At 58.6% G+C, this 17,422-nt stretch carries 14 protein-coding genes and 1 pseudogene; 6 read left to right on the top strand and 9 right to left on the bottom strand.

Annotated features, from left to right (window positions below; genetic code table 11):
- The first annotated feature begins 25 nt into the window (after window positions 1–25).
- A complete protein-coding gene (gene mqo / locus POF45_RS05240; RefSeq protein ID WP_259494946.1) occupies window positions 26–1,672 on the top strand; it encodes a malate dehydrogenase (quinone) in 1,647 nt (548 codons plus the stop codon).
- Between the two features lie 183 nt (window positions 1,673–1,855).
- Here mqo and POF45_RS05235 read toward each other — a convergent pair whose 3' ends face one another.
- Window positions 1,856–2,296: a hotdog fold domain-containing protein gene (locus tag POF45_RS05235; protein WP_282315260.1), complete on the bottom strand. Its 441-nt coding sequence runs from the start codon at window positions 2,294–2,296 to the stop codon at window positions 1,856–1,858.
- 135 nt (window positions 2,297–2,431) lie between these two features.
- Between POF45_RS05235 and POF45_RS05230 the strand changes: the two genes are divergently transcribed.
- Window positions 2,432–3,049 carry a TetR/AcrR family transcriptional regulator gene (locus POF45_RS05230; RefSeq protein ID WP_259494943.1) on the top strand — a complete coding sequence of 206 codons (618 nt, stop codon included), beginning with the start codon at window positions 2,432–2,434 and terminating at the stop codon, window positions 3,047–3,049.
- Between the two features lie 343 nt (window positions 3,050–3,392).
- A complete protein-coding gene (locus tag POF45_RS05225; protein ID WP_282316004.1) occupies window positions 3,393–4,064 on the top strand; it encodes a DUF2931 family protein in 672 nt (223 codons plus the stop codon).
- Between the two features lie 157 nt (window positions 4,065–4,221).
- Here POF45_RS05225 and POF45_RS05220 read toward each other — a convergent pair whose 3' ends face one another.
- Both POF45_RS05220 and POF45_RS05215 read right to left on the bottom strand, forming a co-directional pair.
- A complete protein-coding gene (locus POF45_RS05220) occupies window positions 4,222–4,986 on the bottom strand; it encodes a hypothetical protein (RefSeq protein ID WP_282315259.1) in 765 nt (254 codons plus the stop codon).
- Window positions 4,952–5,647, bottom strand: coding sequence for a TetR/AcrR family transcriptional regulator (locus POF45_RS05215; protein ID WP_282315258.1), 696 nt, complete (start codon window positions 5,645–5,647; stop codon window positions 4,952–4,954). The genes POF45_RS05220 and POF45_RS05215 overlap by 35 nt, the downstream gene beginning before the upstream one ends.
- Before the next feature lie 112 nt (window positions 5,648–5,759).
- Here POF45_RS05215 and POF45_RS05210 point away from each other — a divergent pair, with 112 nt between their 5' ends.
- Window positions 5,760–6,416: an O-methyltransferase gene (locus POF45_RS05210; RefSeq protein ID WP_259494941.1), complete on the top strand. Its 657-nt coding sequence runs from the start codon at window positions 5,760–5,762 to the stop codon at window positions 6,414–6,416.
- 254 nt (window positions 6,417–6,670) lie between these two features.
- A complete protein-coding gene (locus POF45_RS05205; protein ID WP_282315257.1) occupies window positions 6,671–7,738 on the top strand; it encodes an NAD(P)-dependent alcohol dehydrogenase in 1,068 nt (355 codons plus the stop codon).
- 237 nt (window positions 7,739–7,975) lie between these two features.
- Here POF45_RS05205 and POF45_RS05200 read toward each other — a convergent pair whose 3' ends face one another.
- From POF45_RS05200 to POF45_RS05185, 4 genes and pseudogenes are all read right to left on the bottom strand, one after another.
- Entirely contained in the window at window positions 7,976–8,632 is a 657-nt protein-coding gene (locus POF45_RS05200) for an SDR family NAD(P)-dependent oxidoreductase (RefSeq protein ID WP_259494939.1), read from the bottom strand.
- Window positions 8,607–8,942 (bottom strand): annotated as a pseudogene (locus tag POF45_RS05195) (LysR family transcriptional regulator); the annotation flags it as partial. The gene POF45_RS05200 and the pseudogene POF45_RS05195, both read right to left, overlap by 26 nt.
- Before the next feature lie 562 nt (window positions 8,943–9,504).
- Window positions 9,505–11,766 (bottom strand): catalase/peroxidase HPI, encoded by a 2,262-nt coding sequence (gene katG / locus POF45_RS05190; RefSeq protein ID WP_259494937.1) that lies wholly within the window; start codon window positions 11,764–11,766, stop codon window positions 9,505–9,507.
- Between the two features lie 208 nt (window positions 11,767–11,974).
- Complete coding sequence (locus POF45_RS05185; RefSeq protein ID WP_259494936.1) at window positions 11,975–12,835, bottom strand: DNA/RNA non-specific endonuclease; 861 nt, start codon at window positions 12,833–12,835, stop codon at window positions 11,975–11,977.
- 197 nt (window positions 12,836–13,032) lie between these two features.
- On the opposite strand from POF45_RS05185, the gene POF45_RS05180 reads away from it, so the two are divergent.
- Complete coding sequence (locus POF45_RS05180; RefSeq protein WP_259494934.1) at window positions 13,033–13,806, top strand: SDR family oxidoreductase; 774 nt, start codon at window positions 13,033–13,035, stop codon at window positions 13,804–13,806.
- Between the two features lie 190 nt (window positions 13,807–13,996).
- Here the strand turns inward: POF45_RS05180 and POF45_RS05175 are convergent, their stop codons facing one another.
- Together POF45_RS05175 and POF45_RS05170 are read right to left on the bottom strand one after the other, a co-directional pair.
- Window positions 13,997–15,319: an ABC transporter ATP-binding protein gene (locus tag POF45_RS05175; RefSeq protein WP_259494932.1), complete on the bottom strand. Its 1,323-nt coding sequence runs from the start codon at window positions 15,317–15,319 to the stop codon at window positions 13,997–13,999.
- Window positions 15,320–15,333: 14 nt separating this feature from the next.
- Window positions 15,334–17,076 (bottom strand): ABC transporter permease, encoded by a 1,743-nt coding sequence (locus POF45_RS05170; RefSeq protein WP_259494930.1) that lies wholly within the window; start codon window positions 17,074–17,076, stop codon window positions 15,334–15,336.
- Window positions 17,077–17,422: the final 346 nt, after the last annotated feature.

Raw genomic sequence — 17,422 nt, 5'->3', positions numbered from 1 at the left:
TGGCGTTTTATCATAGGTGCTACAGATGTTTAAGAAACTGAACACAGCCCTGCTGGGGCTGACTTTGTCGATGGGGATCACCTCCGTTCACGCGGAAGAGGCAAAGAAAGTTGATGTGCTGCTGATTGGCGGCGGCATCATGAGCGCAACCCTCGGTGTGTGGCTCAACGAGCTGCAACCGGACCTGTCCATGGAAATGGTCGAGCGCCTCGATGGCGTCGCCCAGGAAAGCTCCAACGGCTGGAACAACGCCGGTACTGGTCACTCCGCGTTGGCCGAGCTGAACTACACCCCGGAAGACGAGAACGGCAAGGTTCAGATCCCGAAGGCCGTTGAAATCAACGAAGCTTTCCAGATCTCCCGTCAGTTCTGGTCCTGGCAGGTGCAGCAGGGCGTCCTGAAAAACCCGCGCTCGTTCATCAACTCCACGCCACACATGAGTTTTGTGTGGGGCGATGACAACATCAAGTTCCTGAAAAAACGCTACGAAGCCCTGCAAGCGAGCCCGCTGTTCGCCGGCATGCAGTACTCCGAAGATCCGGCCGTGATCAAGAAGTGGGTCCCGCTGATGATGGAAGGGCGTGACCCGAACCAGAAAATCGCGGCCACCTGGACCCCGATCGGCACCGACGTGAACTTCGGCGAAATCACCCGCCAGTTCGTTGCTCACCTGCAAACCACGCCGAAGTTCGACTTGAAGCTGTCCAGCGAAGTACAGGACATCACCAAGAACGCCGATGGCACCTGGCGCGTCAGCTACAAAAACCTCAAAGACGGCACCAAAACCGAAACCGACGCCAAGTTCGTGTTCATCGGCGCGGGCGGCGGTGCATTGCACCTGCTGCAGAAGTCCGGCATTCCTGAAGCCAAGGAATACGCAGGCTTCCCGGTTGGCGGCTCGTTCCTGGTGACCGATAACCCGACCATCGCCGAGCAACATCTGGCCAAGGCGTACGGCAAAGCCTCGGTTGGCGCACCGCCAATGTCGGTTCCGCACCTGGACACCCGTGTCCTGGACGGCAAGCGCGTGATCCTGTTTGGCCCATTCGCGACCTTCAGCACCAAGTTCCTCAAGGAAGGCTCGTACCTGGACCTGCTGACCAGCACCACCACCCACAACATCTGGCCTATGACCAAGGTCGGCATCAAGGAGTACCCGCTGGTCGAGTACCTGGCTGGCCAACTGATGCTGTCGGACGAAGACCGCATGAACGCGCTGAAGGAATACTTCCCGAACGCCAAAGCCGAAGACTGGCGCCTGTGGCAAGCCGGCCAACGCGTGCAGATCATCAAGCGTGATGAAGCGGCCGGTGGCGTGCTGAAACTGGGCACCGAAATCGTCGCCTCCGCCGACGGCAGCATCGCCGGCCTGCTGGGCGCCTCCCCAGGCGCATCGACCGCCGCACCGATCATGCTGAGCGTGCTGCAGAAGGTCTTCAAGGACCAGGTTGCTTCGCCAGCGTGGCAGGAAAAACTGCACCAGATCGTGCCTAGCTACGGCACCCAGCTGAATGGCAGCCCTGAGAAAGTGGCTGAAGAGTGGGCCTATACCGCCAAGGTATTGCAGCTGACTCCACCGCCAGCGATCCCTCAGGCGGCGGCTCCGGTTGCTGCTCCGGCTGATGCTGGTAAAGCGCCGAAGGCAAATGCTGCGAGTGACATGGCTCTGTAACCAGAAGCCTGATCAGGAAACCCACGAACCGGTGACGGTTCGTGGGCTTTTTTGTGCCCGGGATTCAGCGCTTCAGGCAATGCAGCAAGTGGGCAGTTACTTGTGGTGGGGGGCTCGCCCCCGTAGGGCTGCGAAGCAGACCCCATCAATCCCACTCATCGTCATACCATACGTAATACAGGCCTAGGCAATCTTCACGTTCATTGTGATTTTTGCAGTGAAGACCTTCGTACCGCTCTCATCGAAAATATCAACCGCGACAACCTTGTCACCGGCGGTTTTCCAATCAATGTCCCCACCCTCTGCGACGGCGCGGATGCTTGACTTGGCCTTCGCCAGGTATTCGACAGTCATGCCTTTGGGAATCCATTTGGCGCCTGAGGGGATGGAAACGTCGGTCATCATTCCTCCCGCTAATTCGGCAGCGTTGCACAGAGCAATGGCGTGCACCGAGGCCAGGTGATTGGTGATTTCCTTACGGAACGGCACATTGACCACTGCGTGGCCTGGACTGAGCTCAGAAATCTCTGGGGAGATGGTGCTGAAGTACGGTGCCATTTGGCACGCCAGCTGGCTGAACGCAGCGGGACCGACACTGTTGAACATGCTTAGAGCCTGGCTCATGGGATACCCTCGTGATTGGTTGGCAGAATAATATTCTGTAACGGAACAATATTCTGTATATTCGAAGGCTGTCAAGCAGCGCTTTCTCTGCTAACCGATGTACCTTTAAACTCCGCTGATTTGGCGATTCTCTTCATGCACTCAAACGATCTGATCGAGCGTACGTTCCCCGGCAGGCGCTCCGAGCTCAAGCGCAGCATTCTGCGACAGGCGCTGGCCTGCTTTAACGAGGTGGGTATCGAGGCGACGAATATCGAAACCATCCGCGCACAGTGCGATACCAGCGTGGGCGCCATCTATCACCACTTCGGCAGCAAGGAAGGCATCGTTGCCGCGCTTTTTTTTGCGGCGCTGGAGGATCAGGGCACGCTTCGAGACAGTTATTTGCATAAGGCACACACTGCTCAGGAAGGCGTCGTGGCGCTGGTCCATAGCTATGTTGAATGGGTCAGCGAGCAGCCGGATTGGGCGCGATTCGTTTACCAAAGTCGCTTCGCGGTCTCAAGCGGCCCGTTCAAGGATGAGTTGCTTTCACGCAACAAGCAGCGCAACAGACAACTGATGGAATGGCTAGGCATCGAGGGGCGCAAAGAGCATTTCAGCCATATTCCCGCAGAGCTTTTGCCCTCGCTCATCATCGGCGCCGCGGACAGCTATTCCCGCGCCTGGCTTTCCGCAAGGGTGAAAAAGAGCCCGAGTGAGTACAGGGATTTTCTGGCAGACGCGGCGTGGCGGTCGATTAGCCAACAGTGAAAATCGCGTGATGCAGTCCGCTACTTTCCAGCATGGGCCGACGGGTTAACGCAGTGCAATCTGGTGCAGGCGATTGCAGTAAAAAGCCCACTGACCCGGAGATGGTCAGTGGGCTTTTTTGTGGGCGCTGTCTGCAACATTCTGAAATACGGAAGTTTCTGACCCCACTTCTAGACTGGTCCTACATCAATCCTTTCTTCGCCTTGTTAGCGTGCCCGGCAACCTGTGTTTGCCCGGAACCGCCATGGCCCGGCCAACGCATTTTTCTTTCTCTCTGAGCTTAAGGACGAGCGACGAAACAGCTGAAGGCCAGCCGAAAACCATAAGCGTGTGGTACATCCTAATGTTTAAGAAAAGCGTTGTAATGTTGCTTGCACTACTCATAGGGGGATGCACCACGAGAGCTGGGCATTCACTACCTTATGACGCCTGGAGCCTCAGATTTTTTTCACCGGACTATATGGAGGTCTGGATTGAGACCGCTGATGTCGTCGATATCCATGAGTATGTGTTTCGCGGCAAAGGCAGCGGCGTTCCGGCAATCGGATATCCACGCGCATTGAGTAAAGGAATACCGCCTGAGTTCAGAGGCAAACCTGGGGGATGGCATGAAAATCCGAGAGGAAAGGGCAAGCGTGTAATAGGTGCCGCTCTCCCTCGTTTGATCTACGTACGCTGGCAATCGCTGGCCGAGCCGCAAACCTATGAGGCGTATATCGAGATCCCGGAATCAGCTCGAATCACCATGCTCAAAGGCGAACGGGCCTTTTGTGGTGCAGATGGCAAATGGATCACCGATTACCGAAAGCTACTGATTGTTGGCCTGGCACCTGGCGGTATCGCCAAAGTCTGGCTGGGTGCCCCCTGCCTGAAATCAACCGAAGTGACCCGCGTCCAAGGCACCATCAACCCTGAAGGCCCGTACAGGGGCCAGACAAATGGTGAGTATTATTTTCTTTCGGACGAATCCAAAGCCTACATCTACAAATTTGGCATTCCCTATGGCTCTTGGTAGCGCAGTAAAAAGCCCACTGAAGCGGCAACGGTCAGTGGGCTTTTTGTCTGCGAATGCTCGTACAGCCAACACATTATCTGAATTTGCCAATCACCTTGTGGCGAGGGGACTTGTCCCCGTTGGGCTGCGAAGCAGACCCCGGCAATCTCACTCATCGTCACATCCCCTCCAGGCTTTCAATCCATGCATTGGCAGCTTCGAACCTCACGTAATACGCCTGCCTTTGCGAATCACTCAATCGACTGAAAAAGGGAAAGAAGTAGTTGTCGTTGTAATACCCCTGAGCACCTTGCATATTGCCGCCCCACCAAGCAGCGTTGTACCCCTCAAACGCGATCCACGGCGGCGGAACGGTCAATCTCATACCTTGGATAATGCTTAGAAAATCGATGCTATTCGTCACCAAACGAATCGTCGTGGCATTGAATTCTGCGTCGGATTTGAAATAGATCAGGTGCTCTTTTTTTTGGGTATCTGAATAGCGTTTTACGGGGTGGTCGTTGAATGATTTTTCAGCCACCCAATTGAAATTCGATTCGACGAGCGCCGCAAATTCATCAGCGTCTTCCACTGCGATTAAAAAAGCTGAGTAGTAGGCCGGGACACCGGCGCCCTTCAGATCCAGCGCTTGCGGATAGTCAGGCAGAGGTCGAGTCAAGTGTAATAAAGGCTCAGTAAAGACTGACCTCAACTCGGGCACTGAGTAACCGACGATTTGCTCTTTCGGACTACGCGCTACGAAGGTTTTGATGCGCCTGAAAATGCTCATTTCCAGCCCTCGATCCTTGATGTTTCCAATCAATCTTCTCCGTTTTTTGAGTGCAGAAAGATAATCCTGCTGCTCTGCTATCGAGCCGTAGCGGCTCTTGAATAGCGCAACCTGGCGTTCAATCTGGAGCAGTGGGCGGCGGCGTAACGACAACTTTTTCTGGCGTCAACGCCTGCACATCATCCCGCTGATTAAGCACCCCAATATAAGCGCTGAACATGTCCGCCAACCCGTCGGCGCACACAGTGATTTGCACCTCGTTACGCGGGCTGCCGGAAAAGTCTTTCCCCACGGAACTGAGTGTGGTCAGGATCAGATCGCAGGCTGCTGTGCGCGCTGATTCGCCGATTTCCGGCAGCAATTCAAGCATGAAGGCGGCGAAGATCTGCCGTCCTGCCGCGCGCACTTCGTGGGCCTCGGGTGCATCGCGATAGAGCGGTGCCGCGTCGTTCAGCGCGCCGCGCATCTGTGCTTCCTCGCACTCCGAACGAATGAACGCATGCACCAATGTGCGCAGGCGATGCAATGGTGGTTCTTCGAGGTTTTCCAGGATCCGCTGCAGCATCTGCGTGGTGTGCAGCCATTCATCACTCTGCAAGCGGAACAGGATCGCGGCCTTGTTGGGGAAGTACTGGTACAGCGAGCCGATGCTCACGCCTGCCTTTTCCGCGACCCGTGCGGTGGTAAAACGGGTGGCGCCTTGCTCGGTCAAAACCTGAATAGCCGCCTGCAAAATCGCCGCCACCAGATCAGTGGAGCGTGCCTGCTGCGGCTGTTTGCGTGAGGAAATACGGGCGGTCTGGCGGTCGGTCATGGGCGGCTCGGGCGTCGAGGGGAAACGCGAATAGCGGAGGTTGTGAATCTCTCGCATCATTTAAATGCGATGAATCAGTCGCATTTTAATCCCCCTCTGACGGAAAGCAATCATGACAACCTTGACCACTGAGCCATTGGCGAGCCTGATCGAACGCCTCTACACCCAAGCCAGCGCCGCCACCAGCCCGATACTGGACACGGTGTCTGGCGAAGAACGCGACCGCCTGATGCACAGCAAGACCGACTACCTGGCTCTCTATGGGCTGCTCAAAGACCTGTGGCTGCCAGTCTCACGCGACACCGGCAAGCTGCTGTACATGCTGGCGCGCAATGTAAACGCCAAGGCAATCGTCGAGTTCGGCACCTCGTTCGGCCTGTCCACCCTGCACCTGGCGGCAGCGTTACGGGACAACGGCGGCGGCGTGCTGATCGGCAGCGAATTCGAGCCGTCGAAGATTGCCTTGGCGCGCCATCACTTCGTCGAAGGAGGCGTCAGCGACCTGGTACAGATTCGCGAAGGTGATGCGCTTCTGACCCTGGCTACCGATCTCCCGCCGTCCATCGATTTGCTTCTGCTCGATGGCGCCAAGGCGTTGTACGGCGACGTGTTGAGCCTGGTCGAAAAACACCTGAAACCGGGCGCGTTGGTGGTTGCGGATAACACGGACTATTGCCCTGAATACCTGGCTTACGTGCGTGCGCCGCAGAACGGTTATCTGTCCGTGCCGTTTGCGCACGACATTGAACTGTCAATGCGACTGGGCTGATGCAGGCCTATTTGCGGAGCACCGATTGGGGAATGACGCCGACCCAATCCGACAGGAATAGGCAATAGATCGGCAGGATGCAGCCATCGGCCCCACCTGCCCGCGTCTTATCCTGTGCGCAAAGCGTAGTTACCCGGCCGCCAGGGTTTCATGGCGGCCGGCCATCGAATGAGCCGCCACGATCATTCAGTTGAACGTTTCAGCAACTACGCTACTCCTCTTGTATTCAACATCCGACTCAAAAGGCGATCGTAATGACCAAGACCTACAGCTACGCCGCGCAGGGCTCCAAGGACTCGCTCAAGCCATTCACCTTCGAACGTCGCGCCCCCGGCGCTGATGATGTTCAGATCGATATCCTCTACTGCGGCGTTTGCCACTCCGACCTGCACACGGCGCGTAACGAATGGCACAACACCCTGTACCCATCGGTGCCGGGCCATGAGATTGTCGGGCGGGTGACTGCGGTCGGCGCCAACGTCAGCAAATTCAAAGTGGGCGATCTGGCCGGTGTCGGCTGTATGGTCGACAGCTGCCAACACTGCGCGTCCTGCGCCGAAGGCGACGAGCAATACTGCGAGAATGGCTTCACCGGCACCTACAATGGCCCGGTGTTCGGTGGTGAAAATACCTTCGGTGGCTACTCGGACAATATCGTCGTCAAAGAGAAATTCGTTCTGCGCATTTCCCACGGCGATGCCAACCTCGCGGCCGTCGCGCCGCTGTTGTGTGCTGGTATCACCACCTACTCGCCACTGCATCACTGGAAAGTCGGCCCCGGCAAAAAAGTCGGTGTGGTCGGCCTCGGTGGTCTTGGGCACATGGCGGTGAAAATCGCTCATGCCATGGGCGCGCATGTGGTGCTGTTCACCACTTCGCCGAAAAAACGCGAAGACGGTCTGCGCCTGGGCGCTGATGAAGTGGTGGTGTCGAAAAACCCGGATGAAATGGCCAAACACGCCAACAGCCTGGATTTCATCCTCAACACCGTTGCTGCCCCGCACGATCTGGACGTGTTCCTCAACCTGCTCAAACGCGACGGCACCATGACCCTGGTCGGCGCCCCGGACAGCCCGCACCCGTCGCCTTCGGTGTTCAACCTGATCTTCAAACGCCGCAGCCTGGCAGGTTCGTTGATTGGCGGGATTCAGGAAACCCAGGAGATGCTGGATTTCTGCGCCAGGCACAGCATCGTGTCGGACATCGAAATGATCGACATCCAGAACATCAACGAGGCGTATGAGCGGATGCTCAAGGGCGATGTGAAATATCGCTTCGTGATTGATATGGACAGCTTGAAGAAAGAGGCGAAGGTTGCCTGATCAATGAGCGCTGACTAACCCCCCGCAGGCTGCGATCTTTTGATCTTTCAAAGCAAGATCAAAAGATCGCAGCCTGCGGGATTCGGGCAAGTCTTGGAGGATGTGCAGATTTTTTCAGAATTGCCTTAAAGCTTTGAACTGTCGAAGCTTTTACTATAGCCGCGCCCGCCCACCAGGGGAGTTTATGGCACACGGGATTGGGCCGGTGGGCGGGCACCTTTTCACATTGGCTGTCGCTTAACGCATGACAAATCCGCCATCGACCGAGATCGATTGCCCGGTCACATAGCTGGCGCTGCGACTGCACAACCACAGCACCGCATCGGCAATTTCTTCGGCGCGACCATGCCGGCCCATGGGGATGCTCTGGACCATCGCTTCCAGTGCTTCGCGCTGACCGCTAGCGGCCATCTGTTCGGCCATCGGCGTCCAGATCAGGCCAGGGCACACTGCATTCACCCGAATATTTCGCTTCGCGTATTCCAGCGCCGCGCTCTTGGTCAGGCCGATCACGCCGTGTTTGGCCGCGTGATAATTCGCCCGTTCGGCGCCGCCGACAAGACCGCCCAGGGACGAGCAATTGACGATCGCGCCGTTGCCTTGGCGCCGCATCTGCTGCAACTGGAATTTCATGCAGGCCCAGACACCACGCAGATTGACCGACATGACGTTGTCGTAGTCCTCGCTTGTTGCATCCGCGATCTCGACCAACTGATTCTGAATGCCCGCGTTGTTGAAGGCTGCGTCCAGCCGGCCGAACGTGGCGACGGTTTCCTTGATCATCGCCTCGACCTGATCAATGTCGGCGACATCGCACTGGATGCCGATGGCTTTGTGGCCGGCGGCAACCAGCGCATCAGCCTCGGTTCCCGAGCAGCAGGTCGGCGGCGTCACTGAGGATATTCAGGCGAATGCGCCCGGTGGGCTTGTCGCGAAAGCGGTTGAGCACCTGCATGGCCTGGCCGATCTCGTCGATGGGGCGGCAGATCAGCGCGTGCAGTTCTTCGCCGGCAGCGGTGAGCGTGACGCTGCGGGTGGTGCGATTGAGCAGGCGTACGCCGAGTCGGGCTTCCAGGCCCTTGATGGCATGACTCAGGGCCGAGGCACTGATGCCGACTTCAAGTCCTGCGCGGCTGAAACTCTGATGGCGGACGATGGCCAGGAAATACACGAAGTCGGCCAGGTTGGCGCGGCTGAGTTGCATGGGGATGCTCCTGGCGGGGGATGGTTGGGTGGGCGTTCGATTCTATCGGCTGAGGTAAACGGTATTGATGAGTATGGCTCACCGAAGTGTTGAGGTGTGTTCATGGGTGGTGACAATCTGATCCGTATTTTCCCGTCTCATCTGCATCTGTAATGCACTCGTCCCGACGCTCACAATACCGCCACGGTTCGCGGTCGCGGCCGGTGTTGCACCGCATATTCATGAAGTAGGAGGCCTTATGGCTAAGATGGCAATTTTCCTCGGCGGGTTTCTGGTGTTGACCATTTTGATTGGTGCCCTGGCCACGATTTCTCCGGTTTAGTTTGTTTTTCGGATCAGCGATAGAGACCGCGCTTGCGTAGCAAAAAGCCCCGTCCCGTAGTGGGAGTGGGGCTTTTTCGTTTTATAAGTGGATGGAGATTGAGTGTTTTTCTGGGTCGGGATTTGGGATGTTTGTGAGGGGCTCTTCGCGAGCAGGCTTGCTCCCACCTTTGATGGTCGGTGTTGGCGAGCATTAAAAAACACACTGGACCGGTGAGGGTCAGTGGGTTTTTTATCCCTGTTATTTCACGTCGAAGCGGTCCAGGTTCATCACTTTGACCCACGCCGCCACGAAGTCTTTGACGAACTTCTCTTTAGCGTCGCTGCTGGCATAGACCTCGGCCAGTGCGCGCAATTGTGCGTTTGAGCCGAACACCAGATCGACCCGGCTGGCGGTCCATTTCACGGCGCCGGTCTTGCGGTCGCGGCCTTCGAATTCGTCCTTGGCTTCGGAGGTCGGTTTCCATTCGACGCCCATGTCCAGCAGGTGGGTGAAGAAGTCGTTGGTCAGCGTTTCCGGGCGCTGGGTGAAGACGCCATGTTTTGTTCCGCCGACGTTGGTGTTGAGTACGCGCAGGCCACCGATCAGGGCGGTCATTTCCGGGGCGCTGAGGGTCAGCAGTTGCGCCTTGTCGATCAGCAGCGCTTCAGCCGATACGCGGTAGCGGGTCTTGAGGTAGTTGCGGAAACCGTCGGCAGCCGGCTCCAGGAAGCCGAACGATTCCACGTCGGTTTGCTCTTGCGAGGCGTCCATCCGCCCCGGCGTGAACGGTACTTCCACACTGTGGCCGGCGTTCTTCGCGGCTTGTTCGATGCCCGCGCTACCAGCCAGCACGATCAGGTCGGCCAGGGAGATTTTCTTGCCGCCGTTGTTGAACTCGTTCTGGATGCTCTCCAGCTTCGCCAGCACGCTGGCCAACTGCTCAGGCTGGTTGGCCTGCCAGAATTTTTGCGGTGCCAGGCGCAGACGTCCGCCGTTGGCGCCACCGCGTTTGTCGGAGCCGCGGAACGTCGAAGCCGCCGCCCAGGCGGTGGAGACCAGTTGCGACACCGACAGCCCCGAGGCCAGCAGCTTGCTCTTGAGCGTAGCGATGTCGGCGTCGTCGACCACGGCATGGTCGAGCGCCGGGATCGGGTCTTGCCACAGCAGTTCTTCCTGAGGCAGTTCCGGCCCGAGGTAGCGTGACAGCGGGCCCATGTCGCGGTGGATCAGTTTGAACCAGGCGCGGGCGAAGGCATCGGCCAACTGGTCAGGATTGGCCAGGAAGCGCCGGGAGATCTGCTCGTAAGCCGGGTCGAAGCGCAGGGCCAAGTCGGAGGTGAGCATGGTCGGATTGCGCCGTTTCGACGGGTCGTGGGCATCGGGAATGATGCCGGCGCCCGCGCCGTTTTTCGGCGTCCACTGGTGCGCGCCAGCCGGGCTCTTGGTCAGTTCCCAATCGAAGCCGAACAGGTTTTCCAGGTAGTTGTTGCTCCACTTCGTCGGGGTGGTGGTCCAGGTCACTTCCAGGCCGCTGGTGATTGCGTCGCCGCCTTTGCCGGTACGAAAGCTGCTTTTCCAGCCCAGGCCTTGTTCTTCCAGGCCGGCGGCTTCGGGCTCGGGGCCGACATTGTCGGCTGGGCCGGCACCGTGGGTTTTGCCGAAGGCGTGGCCGCCGGCGATCAGCGCGACGGTTTCTTCGTCGTTCATGGCCATGCGGCCAAAGGTTTCGCGAATGTCCTTGGCGGAAGCGACCGGGTCCGGATTGCCTTCAGGGCCTTCGGGGTTGACGTAGATCAGGCCCATTTGCACGGCGGCGAGGGGGTTTTCCAGGTTGCGGCCCTGGTCGGTGCGGCTCTCTTCGTGGCCATGTTCGGCAGGTTCGGCGACCAAGGTGCCGTCGCCTGGCGCCTGCATGCCATCGTGATTCTGTTCGTAGCGGACGTCACCGCCCAGCCACTTGTTTTCAGAACCCCAGTAAACGTCTTCATCCGGCTCCCAGACGTCCGGGCGGCCACCGGAATAACCGAAGGTCTTGAAGCCCATGGACTCCAGCGCGACGTTGCCGGTGAGGACGATCAGGTCGGCCCAGGAAATGTTGCGACCGTATTTTTGCTTGATCGGCCACAACAGGCGGCGGGCTTTGTCGAGGCTGACGTTGTCCGGCCAGCTGTTGAGCGGGGCGAAGCGTTGTTGGCCGGCGCCGGCGCCACCGCGTCCGTCAGCGGTGCGATAGGTGCCGGCACTGTGCCAGGCCATACGTATGAAGAACGGGCCGTAGTGGCCGAAGTCTGCAGGCCACCACTCCTGGGAATCGGTCATCAGCGCGTGCAGGTCTTGTTTGACTGCCGCGAAGTCCAGGCTTTTGAACGCTTCGGCGTAGTTGAAGCCTTCGCCCATGGGGTCGGACAGGGACGAGTGCTGGTGCAGGATCTTCAGGTTCAGCTGGTTGGGCCACCAGTCGCGATTGGTCGTGCCACCGCCAGCGGCGTGATTGAACGGGCATTTCGATTCAGTTGCCATTCTTGTCTCCTTATCAGGGCTCGACCGGCCGGTTACGCCAGCGGCAGGTTAAGACTAGACCCTCTGATCAGGACTGCTAATAGACACAGTATTGGAGGGCGATAGGGATAGGCTTTTGTCTGGGGGCAAAGGGGAGGATTATTCGGACCTCATCGCGAGCATGCTCGGCCCCCACAGAAACGCGTGCGCGATTCATCACACTCACCCGCTACGACGCGGCCGATCCACATCCGATTTTCTGCGGCAGCAACCCACGCCTGGATGTCAGCGCCTTGTGCACAGCTGCTGGCAATTCGCTCCACAGCGTCAGCCCCGAGCGCTGTTCTACCTGCGCCACCGTCACCTGGAAATCACAGAAATTCGCCGATCGCGGGATGCTCTGATCCATGATGAATGCTGCATAAAGGCCGTTTTGCGGTGAGCTGCCGGTGAAAATGACCTTCCAGTAACCGCTGGGGATCGTATGGACTTTGTCGGTGCCCGGCAGCGATTCCATGGGTTTTTCATATAAAGGACCCGTGGCCACATACACGGTTTCAATACCCGGCGTCTTGCTCAGGTTGCGTTCCTGATCCTCCAGGCGAGCCCACGCGCCCTGATTCAAATTGTCTTTCTGAGGCGTGATGTTGCTCAGGTAATTCAGCGTTTGCCAGTCGGATACGCCGCCCATGGATGCCAGGTTGGCCTGATGGCCCCGACCGGTTTTCAGCGCCGCGTTGGCGCCCTTGTAATCGGCCGGGGCCAAGGTTTGTCCGGGCGGGACGTCGGGGTCGGTTTTCCAGTTTCGAGGGCGCCCGGTGGCCGGCGTGTCCTTGGTAATTTTGTAAGCCACCCAGTTGGCAAATTTGGTGGTGGCGTTGTTGTTCAAGGTATAGGCCTGACGATAAATCGTCAGGTCACTGCCGCCCGACGGGCAGCCCACCGAGCAGTTATCAATGGGTATGGGCAGGATTTTCGGATGGCTTTGAGTCCTGTCGGCAATCTCGGTCGACACTGGGGACGTGGTACACGCCGCAATCAGCGGGAGGATCAACAGTGGCAGCAGTTTTAATTTTTGCATTCCTTGCATGGTAAATCTTCCTTGAAAATGGCCTTCGATCTTAAGGTTCAATCACTGGCAAAACCACCCGCTTGGGACACTGAAGTGTGAGCAAATCCATCGTGACTTGTCGGAATTTCCGAACACTCTGTCCAGTTGCGACAGGCTTATCTTCCAGCAAACGCTCTCTATGCTGTGGCGGACCACTTCCCCATCAGGAGTTCCCCATGACAGACCATTCGATCAAAGGCAAAGTCGTTCTTATCGCCGGTGGCGCCAAGAATCTGGGCGGGTTGATTGCTCGCGACCTGGCGCAGCACGGCGCCAAGGCGCTGGTGATTCACTACAACAGCGCGTCCAGTCAGAAAGATGCCGACGCCACGGTGGCGGCGGTCAAGGCGCTGGGTGCAGAAGCGATAGCGTTGCAGGCGGACCTGACCTCGGCCGGCGCCGTCGAGAAGTTGTTCGCGGACGCCATCGCCGCCGTCGGCAAACCGGACATTGCGATCAACACCGTAGGCAAAGTGCTGAAGAAGCCGATGTCCGAAATCGGCGAACAAGAGTACGACGACATGATGGCGGTCAACGCCAAGACCGCGTTTTTCTTCATCAAGGAGGCGGGCAAAAACCTCAATGACCATGGCAAGATCTGCTCCATTGTCACTTCGCTGCTAGGCGCCTTTACCCCGTTTTATGCGGCCTACGCCGGCAGCAAGGCACCGGTCGAACACTTCACCAGAGCGGCGTCCAGGGAGTTGGGCGAGCGGGGGATTTCAGTGACTGCGGTGGGGCCGGGGCCGATGGATACGCCGTTCTTCTACCCGGCCGAAGGCGCGGACGCCGTCAGCTACCACAAAACCGCCGCCGCGCTGTCACCGTTCTCACGTACCGGACTGACCGACATCGAGGACGTGGTGCCGTTTATCCGGCATCTGGTAAGCGAAGGCTGGTGGATCACCGGGCAGACGATTTTGATCAATGGCGGGTATACGACCAAGTAGCCGGTGAGGGCTGCTGCACCTATCAGCCATCACACGAAACCCAATGTGGGAGATTCCATGTCGGCTGACCCACCGCATTCGCGAGCAAGCTCGCTCCCACAGGGGGGCTGTGGTGTATGCATATGGTGTGTATGGCGCCGAACCCTTGTGGGAGGGAGCTCCCACGGGTTCTTGTGTGTGGCTGAAGCCGTTAAACACTGCCCTCAACATCATCCAGGCTGAACGTCTCTGTATGGTCGTCATACGAGAAGATCTCCGCATAACGTCCCCAGGTGATCACGCTCTCCAGCGTCTTCTCGACAAACGCCTCAGTCAATGAGTCTTCCAGCTCCTGCTCAAAACGCACGCGCGGTGCGCGGTGGCCATTGCGCTCCAGCAGTACCTGGCGGATGCGCGCGGCCAGGGGCACATGCTTGACCAGGTGTTCGGCAAACAGGGTCTTGCGTTCCTGGGTGCTGTAGTCGGCGAACAGTTTGCCGGCCTCGGTCAGGGTGATGTCGGCACCCTTGAGTTCGGCGAAGCCCAGGTGTTCGAGCATTTCGGCGACCGGGAACAGGTCATCGACTTCCAGCAAACGCCGTTCGGCGACATCCGGCAGGCCGGCTTCGCCGTTATAAGGCTCGGCGGCGAGCGTTTCGAGCAGGCCGGCGATCAGGTTTGTCGAAACCTCTGGCAGCGGGCTGCCCATTTTCAGTTCGGCCTTGCCGGTGCTGGCATCGGCGCTGCGGCGGTCGGTCATCAGTGCATAAATGTCATCGACCATCTGCCGGAACGTCGGGTCCAGGCGATTGCGCGGGTGGGGGAAGGGCACCTTGATTTCGGCCACGACCCGACCGGGGTTGGACGACAGCACCAGAATGCGGTCGCACATCAGCACCGCTTCTTCGATGTTGTGGGTCACGATCAGGATCGACTTGATCGGCAATTGCTTGCCGCTCCACAAATCCAGCAGGTCGTTACGCAGGGTTTCGGCGGTCAGCACGTCCAGCGCGGAGAAGGGCTCGTCCATCAGCAGCAAGGTCGGGTTGACCACCAGGCCACGGGCAAACCCCACTCGCTGGCGCATACCACCAGACAGTTCTCGTGGATAAGCGTTTTCGAAACCGTCGAGGCCGATCAGGTCGATGGCCGCCAGTGCGCGTTTGCGCGCCTCTTTGCGTTCGACCTGCAACGCCTGAAGGCCGGCTTCGACGTTTTCCAGCACGGTCAGCCACGGGAACAGGGCGAACGTCTGAAACACCATGGCCACGCCTTCGGCAGGGCCGGTCAGCAAGGAGCCGTTGTAACGCACTTCACCGGATGAGGGCTGAATCAGGCCGGCAATGATCCGCAACAAGGTGGATTTACCCGAGCCGGAGCGGCCCAGCATGCCGACGATTTCGCCTTCGCGCAGCGTCAGGTCTACGCCGCTGAGCACTTGCAACTCGTCTTTGCCCTTGCCAAACGCCCGGTTCACGTTCTTGAGCGAGTAGATTTGCGGGGTGGCAGCGCTGTGTTCGGTAAAGGTATTCATCAAATCGAATCCCGTTAATTCAGACGAAGTTTGTTTTCGGCCATGGCATACATCGGTCGCCAGACCAGGCGATTGAAGGCCACGACGAAGATCGACATCACCACAACGCCCAGTGTGATTTTCGGGAAGTCACCGTCTGCGGTGGTCTGCGCGATGTAGGCGCCCAGACCGTGCGCGACGACCTTGTCCTGGCCCCATGAGACGAACTCGGACACGATACTGGCGTTCCACGCGCCACCGGAGGCGGTGATGGCCCCGGTCACGTAGTACGGGAAAATCCCCGGCAACATGATTTTGCGCCACCACAGCCAGCCGCGGATACGGAAGTTGGCCGCGGCTTCACGGAAGTCATTGGGGAATGCACTGGCCCCGGCAATCACGTTGAACAGAATGTACCACTGTGTGCCCAACACGATCAGCGGGCTGAGCCACACGTCCGGGTTGAGCTGGTATTTCAGGATCACGATCACGAACACCGGGAACAGCAGGTTCGCCGGGAACGCCGCAAGGAACTGCGCCAGTGGCTGGATCTTTTCCGCCAAGGCCGGACGCAAGCCGATCATCACCCCCAGCGGCACCCAGATCAGCGACGCCACGACAATCAGCAGCACCACCCGCAACAGGGTAATAAAGCCCAGCACGAACACATGGCCGACCTCGGCGAGCGTCACTTCGCTGCCGACGTACAGCACGATGTGGTACAGCGCATAAGCGGTCATCACCGCAATCAACGCACCCCACACCCAGTCGATCAGGCGTGAACGGGTGGGGCTGGCGGGCAAGGCAATTTGCGCTGAGCGAGGCAGGCTGAAGCGGCGATTGCCGATACGGCCGATGGTACGGGTAATGGGCCGCAGGATGCGCTGGATCACCCGGGTGCGCTGGATCAGCTTGAGCACCCACGACTCCGGCGCGCCGGCCTGGGACGCGGTGTTTTCCATGCGGAATTTGTCGGCCCAGGCCACCAGCGGGCGGAACAGGAACTGGTCGTAGATCAGGATCACCGCGATCATCGCCAGAATCACATAGCCCACGGCATGCAGGTCTTGCTGCTGGATGGCGACCGCCAGGTACGAACCGACGCCTGGCAGCATCACGGTCTTGTCGCCGACGGTGATGGCTTCGGACGCAACCACGAAGAACCAGCCGCCGGACATGCTCATCATCATGTTCCACACCAGCCCTGGAATGGCAAACGGCACGTCCAGCTTCCAGAACCGTTGCCAGCCGGACAGCTGCAGGTTGCTCGACACTTCTTCCAGGTCACGGGGCAGCATGCGCAGCGACTGGTAGAAGCTGAACGTCATGTTCCAGGCCTGGCTGGTGAAGATGGCAAAGATGGCGGCGAATTCCGCGCCGAGCACCCGACCTGGAAACAGCAGCAGGAAAAACGTCACGGTGAAGGAGATGTAGCCCAGCACCGGCACCGATTGCAGGATGTCCAGCACCGGCACCAGCAGCTTTTCGGCGCGACGGCTTTTGGCTGCCAGCGTGCCGTAAAGCAGGGTGAACACCAACGCCGCAAACATCGCCGCGAGCATGCGCAAGGTCGTGCGCATCGCGTATTCGGGCAAATTGGACGGGTCGAGCGAGATGACTTCGCTCTGCAACGTCGAGATCGGTGCCCAGGTTTCCCGCGCACCAATGGAGAAAAACAGCAAAAAGCCGATCACCAGCGGCAGGGCGATCAGGTCCCAGCGGTTGGGCAACAACCGCAGCGTCGTGGCCGGGATGTAGTGACGGAACACTTTGTTCATAGGCGGTGATTCCAGCAGTGTTCTGAGGGGGGCATGACCACAGGCAGGAGCTGCCCAAGACTCGGGTTCAAACAGCGTGAGCTTAGTCCCTGTCTGCTTGACCCACCGGGAATGCCCTGCATTCACGGCTGGATTCGTCTTCAGACAGGTAAAACGGGCAGGGCGGGAGGCCGTTGCGGCGAGGATTATACGTTTCGAAATGTGACAGAAACATAAAATTCATATCAGTTTTGAGTAATTCGACAGGCTTGCGACAGGTAATGATCAACGGCTGTCCAGGCCTCTTCGCAAGCAGGCTCATTGCCACAGTCCATCTATGGGGCGGTGCACTGACGCAATCGAGTGG

Source organism: Pseudomonas fungipugnans (genome assembly GCF_029955235.1).
Taxonomy (GTDB): domain Bacteria; phylum Pseudomonadota; class Gammaproteobacteria; order Pseudomonadales; family Pseudomonadaceae; genus Aquipseudomonas; species Aquipseudomonas fungipugnans.
The sequence above is the reverse complement of the archived record's forward strand: the minus strand, read 5'-3'. Positions and strand labels throughout refer to the sequence as shown.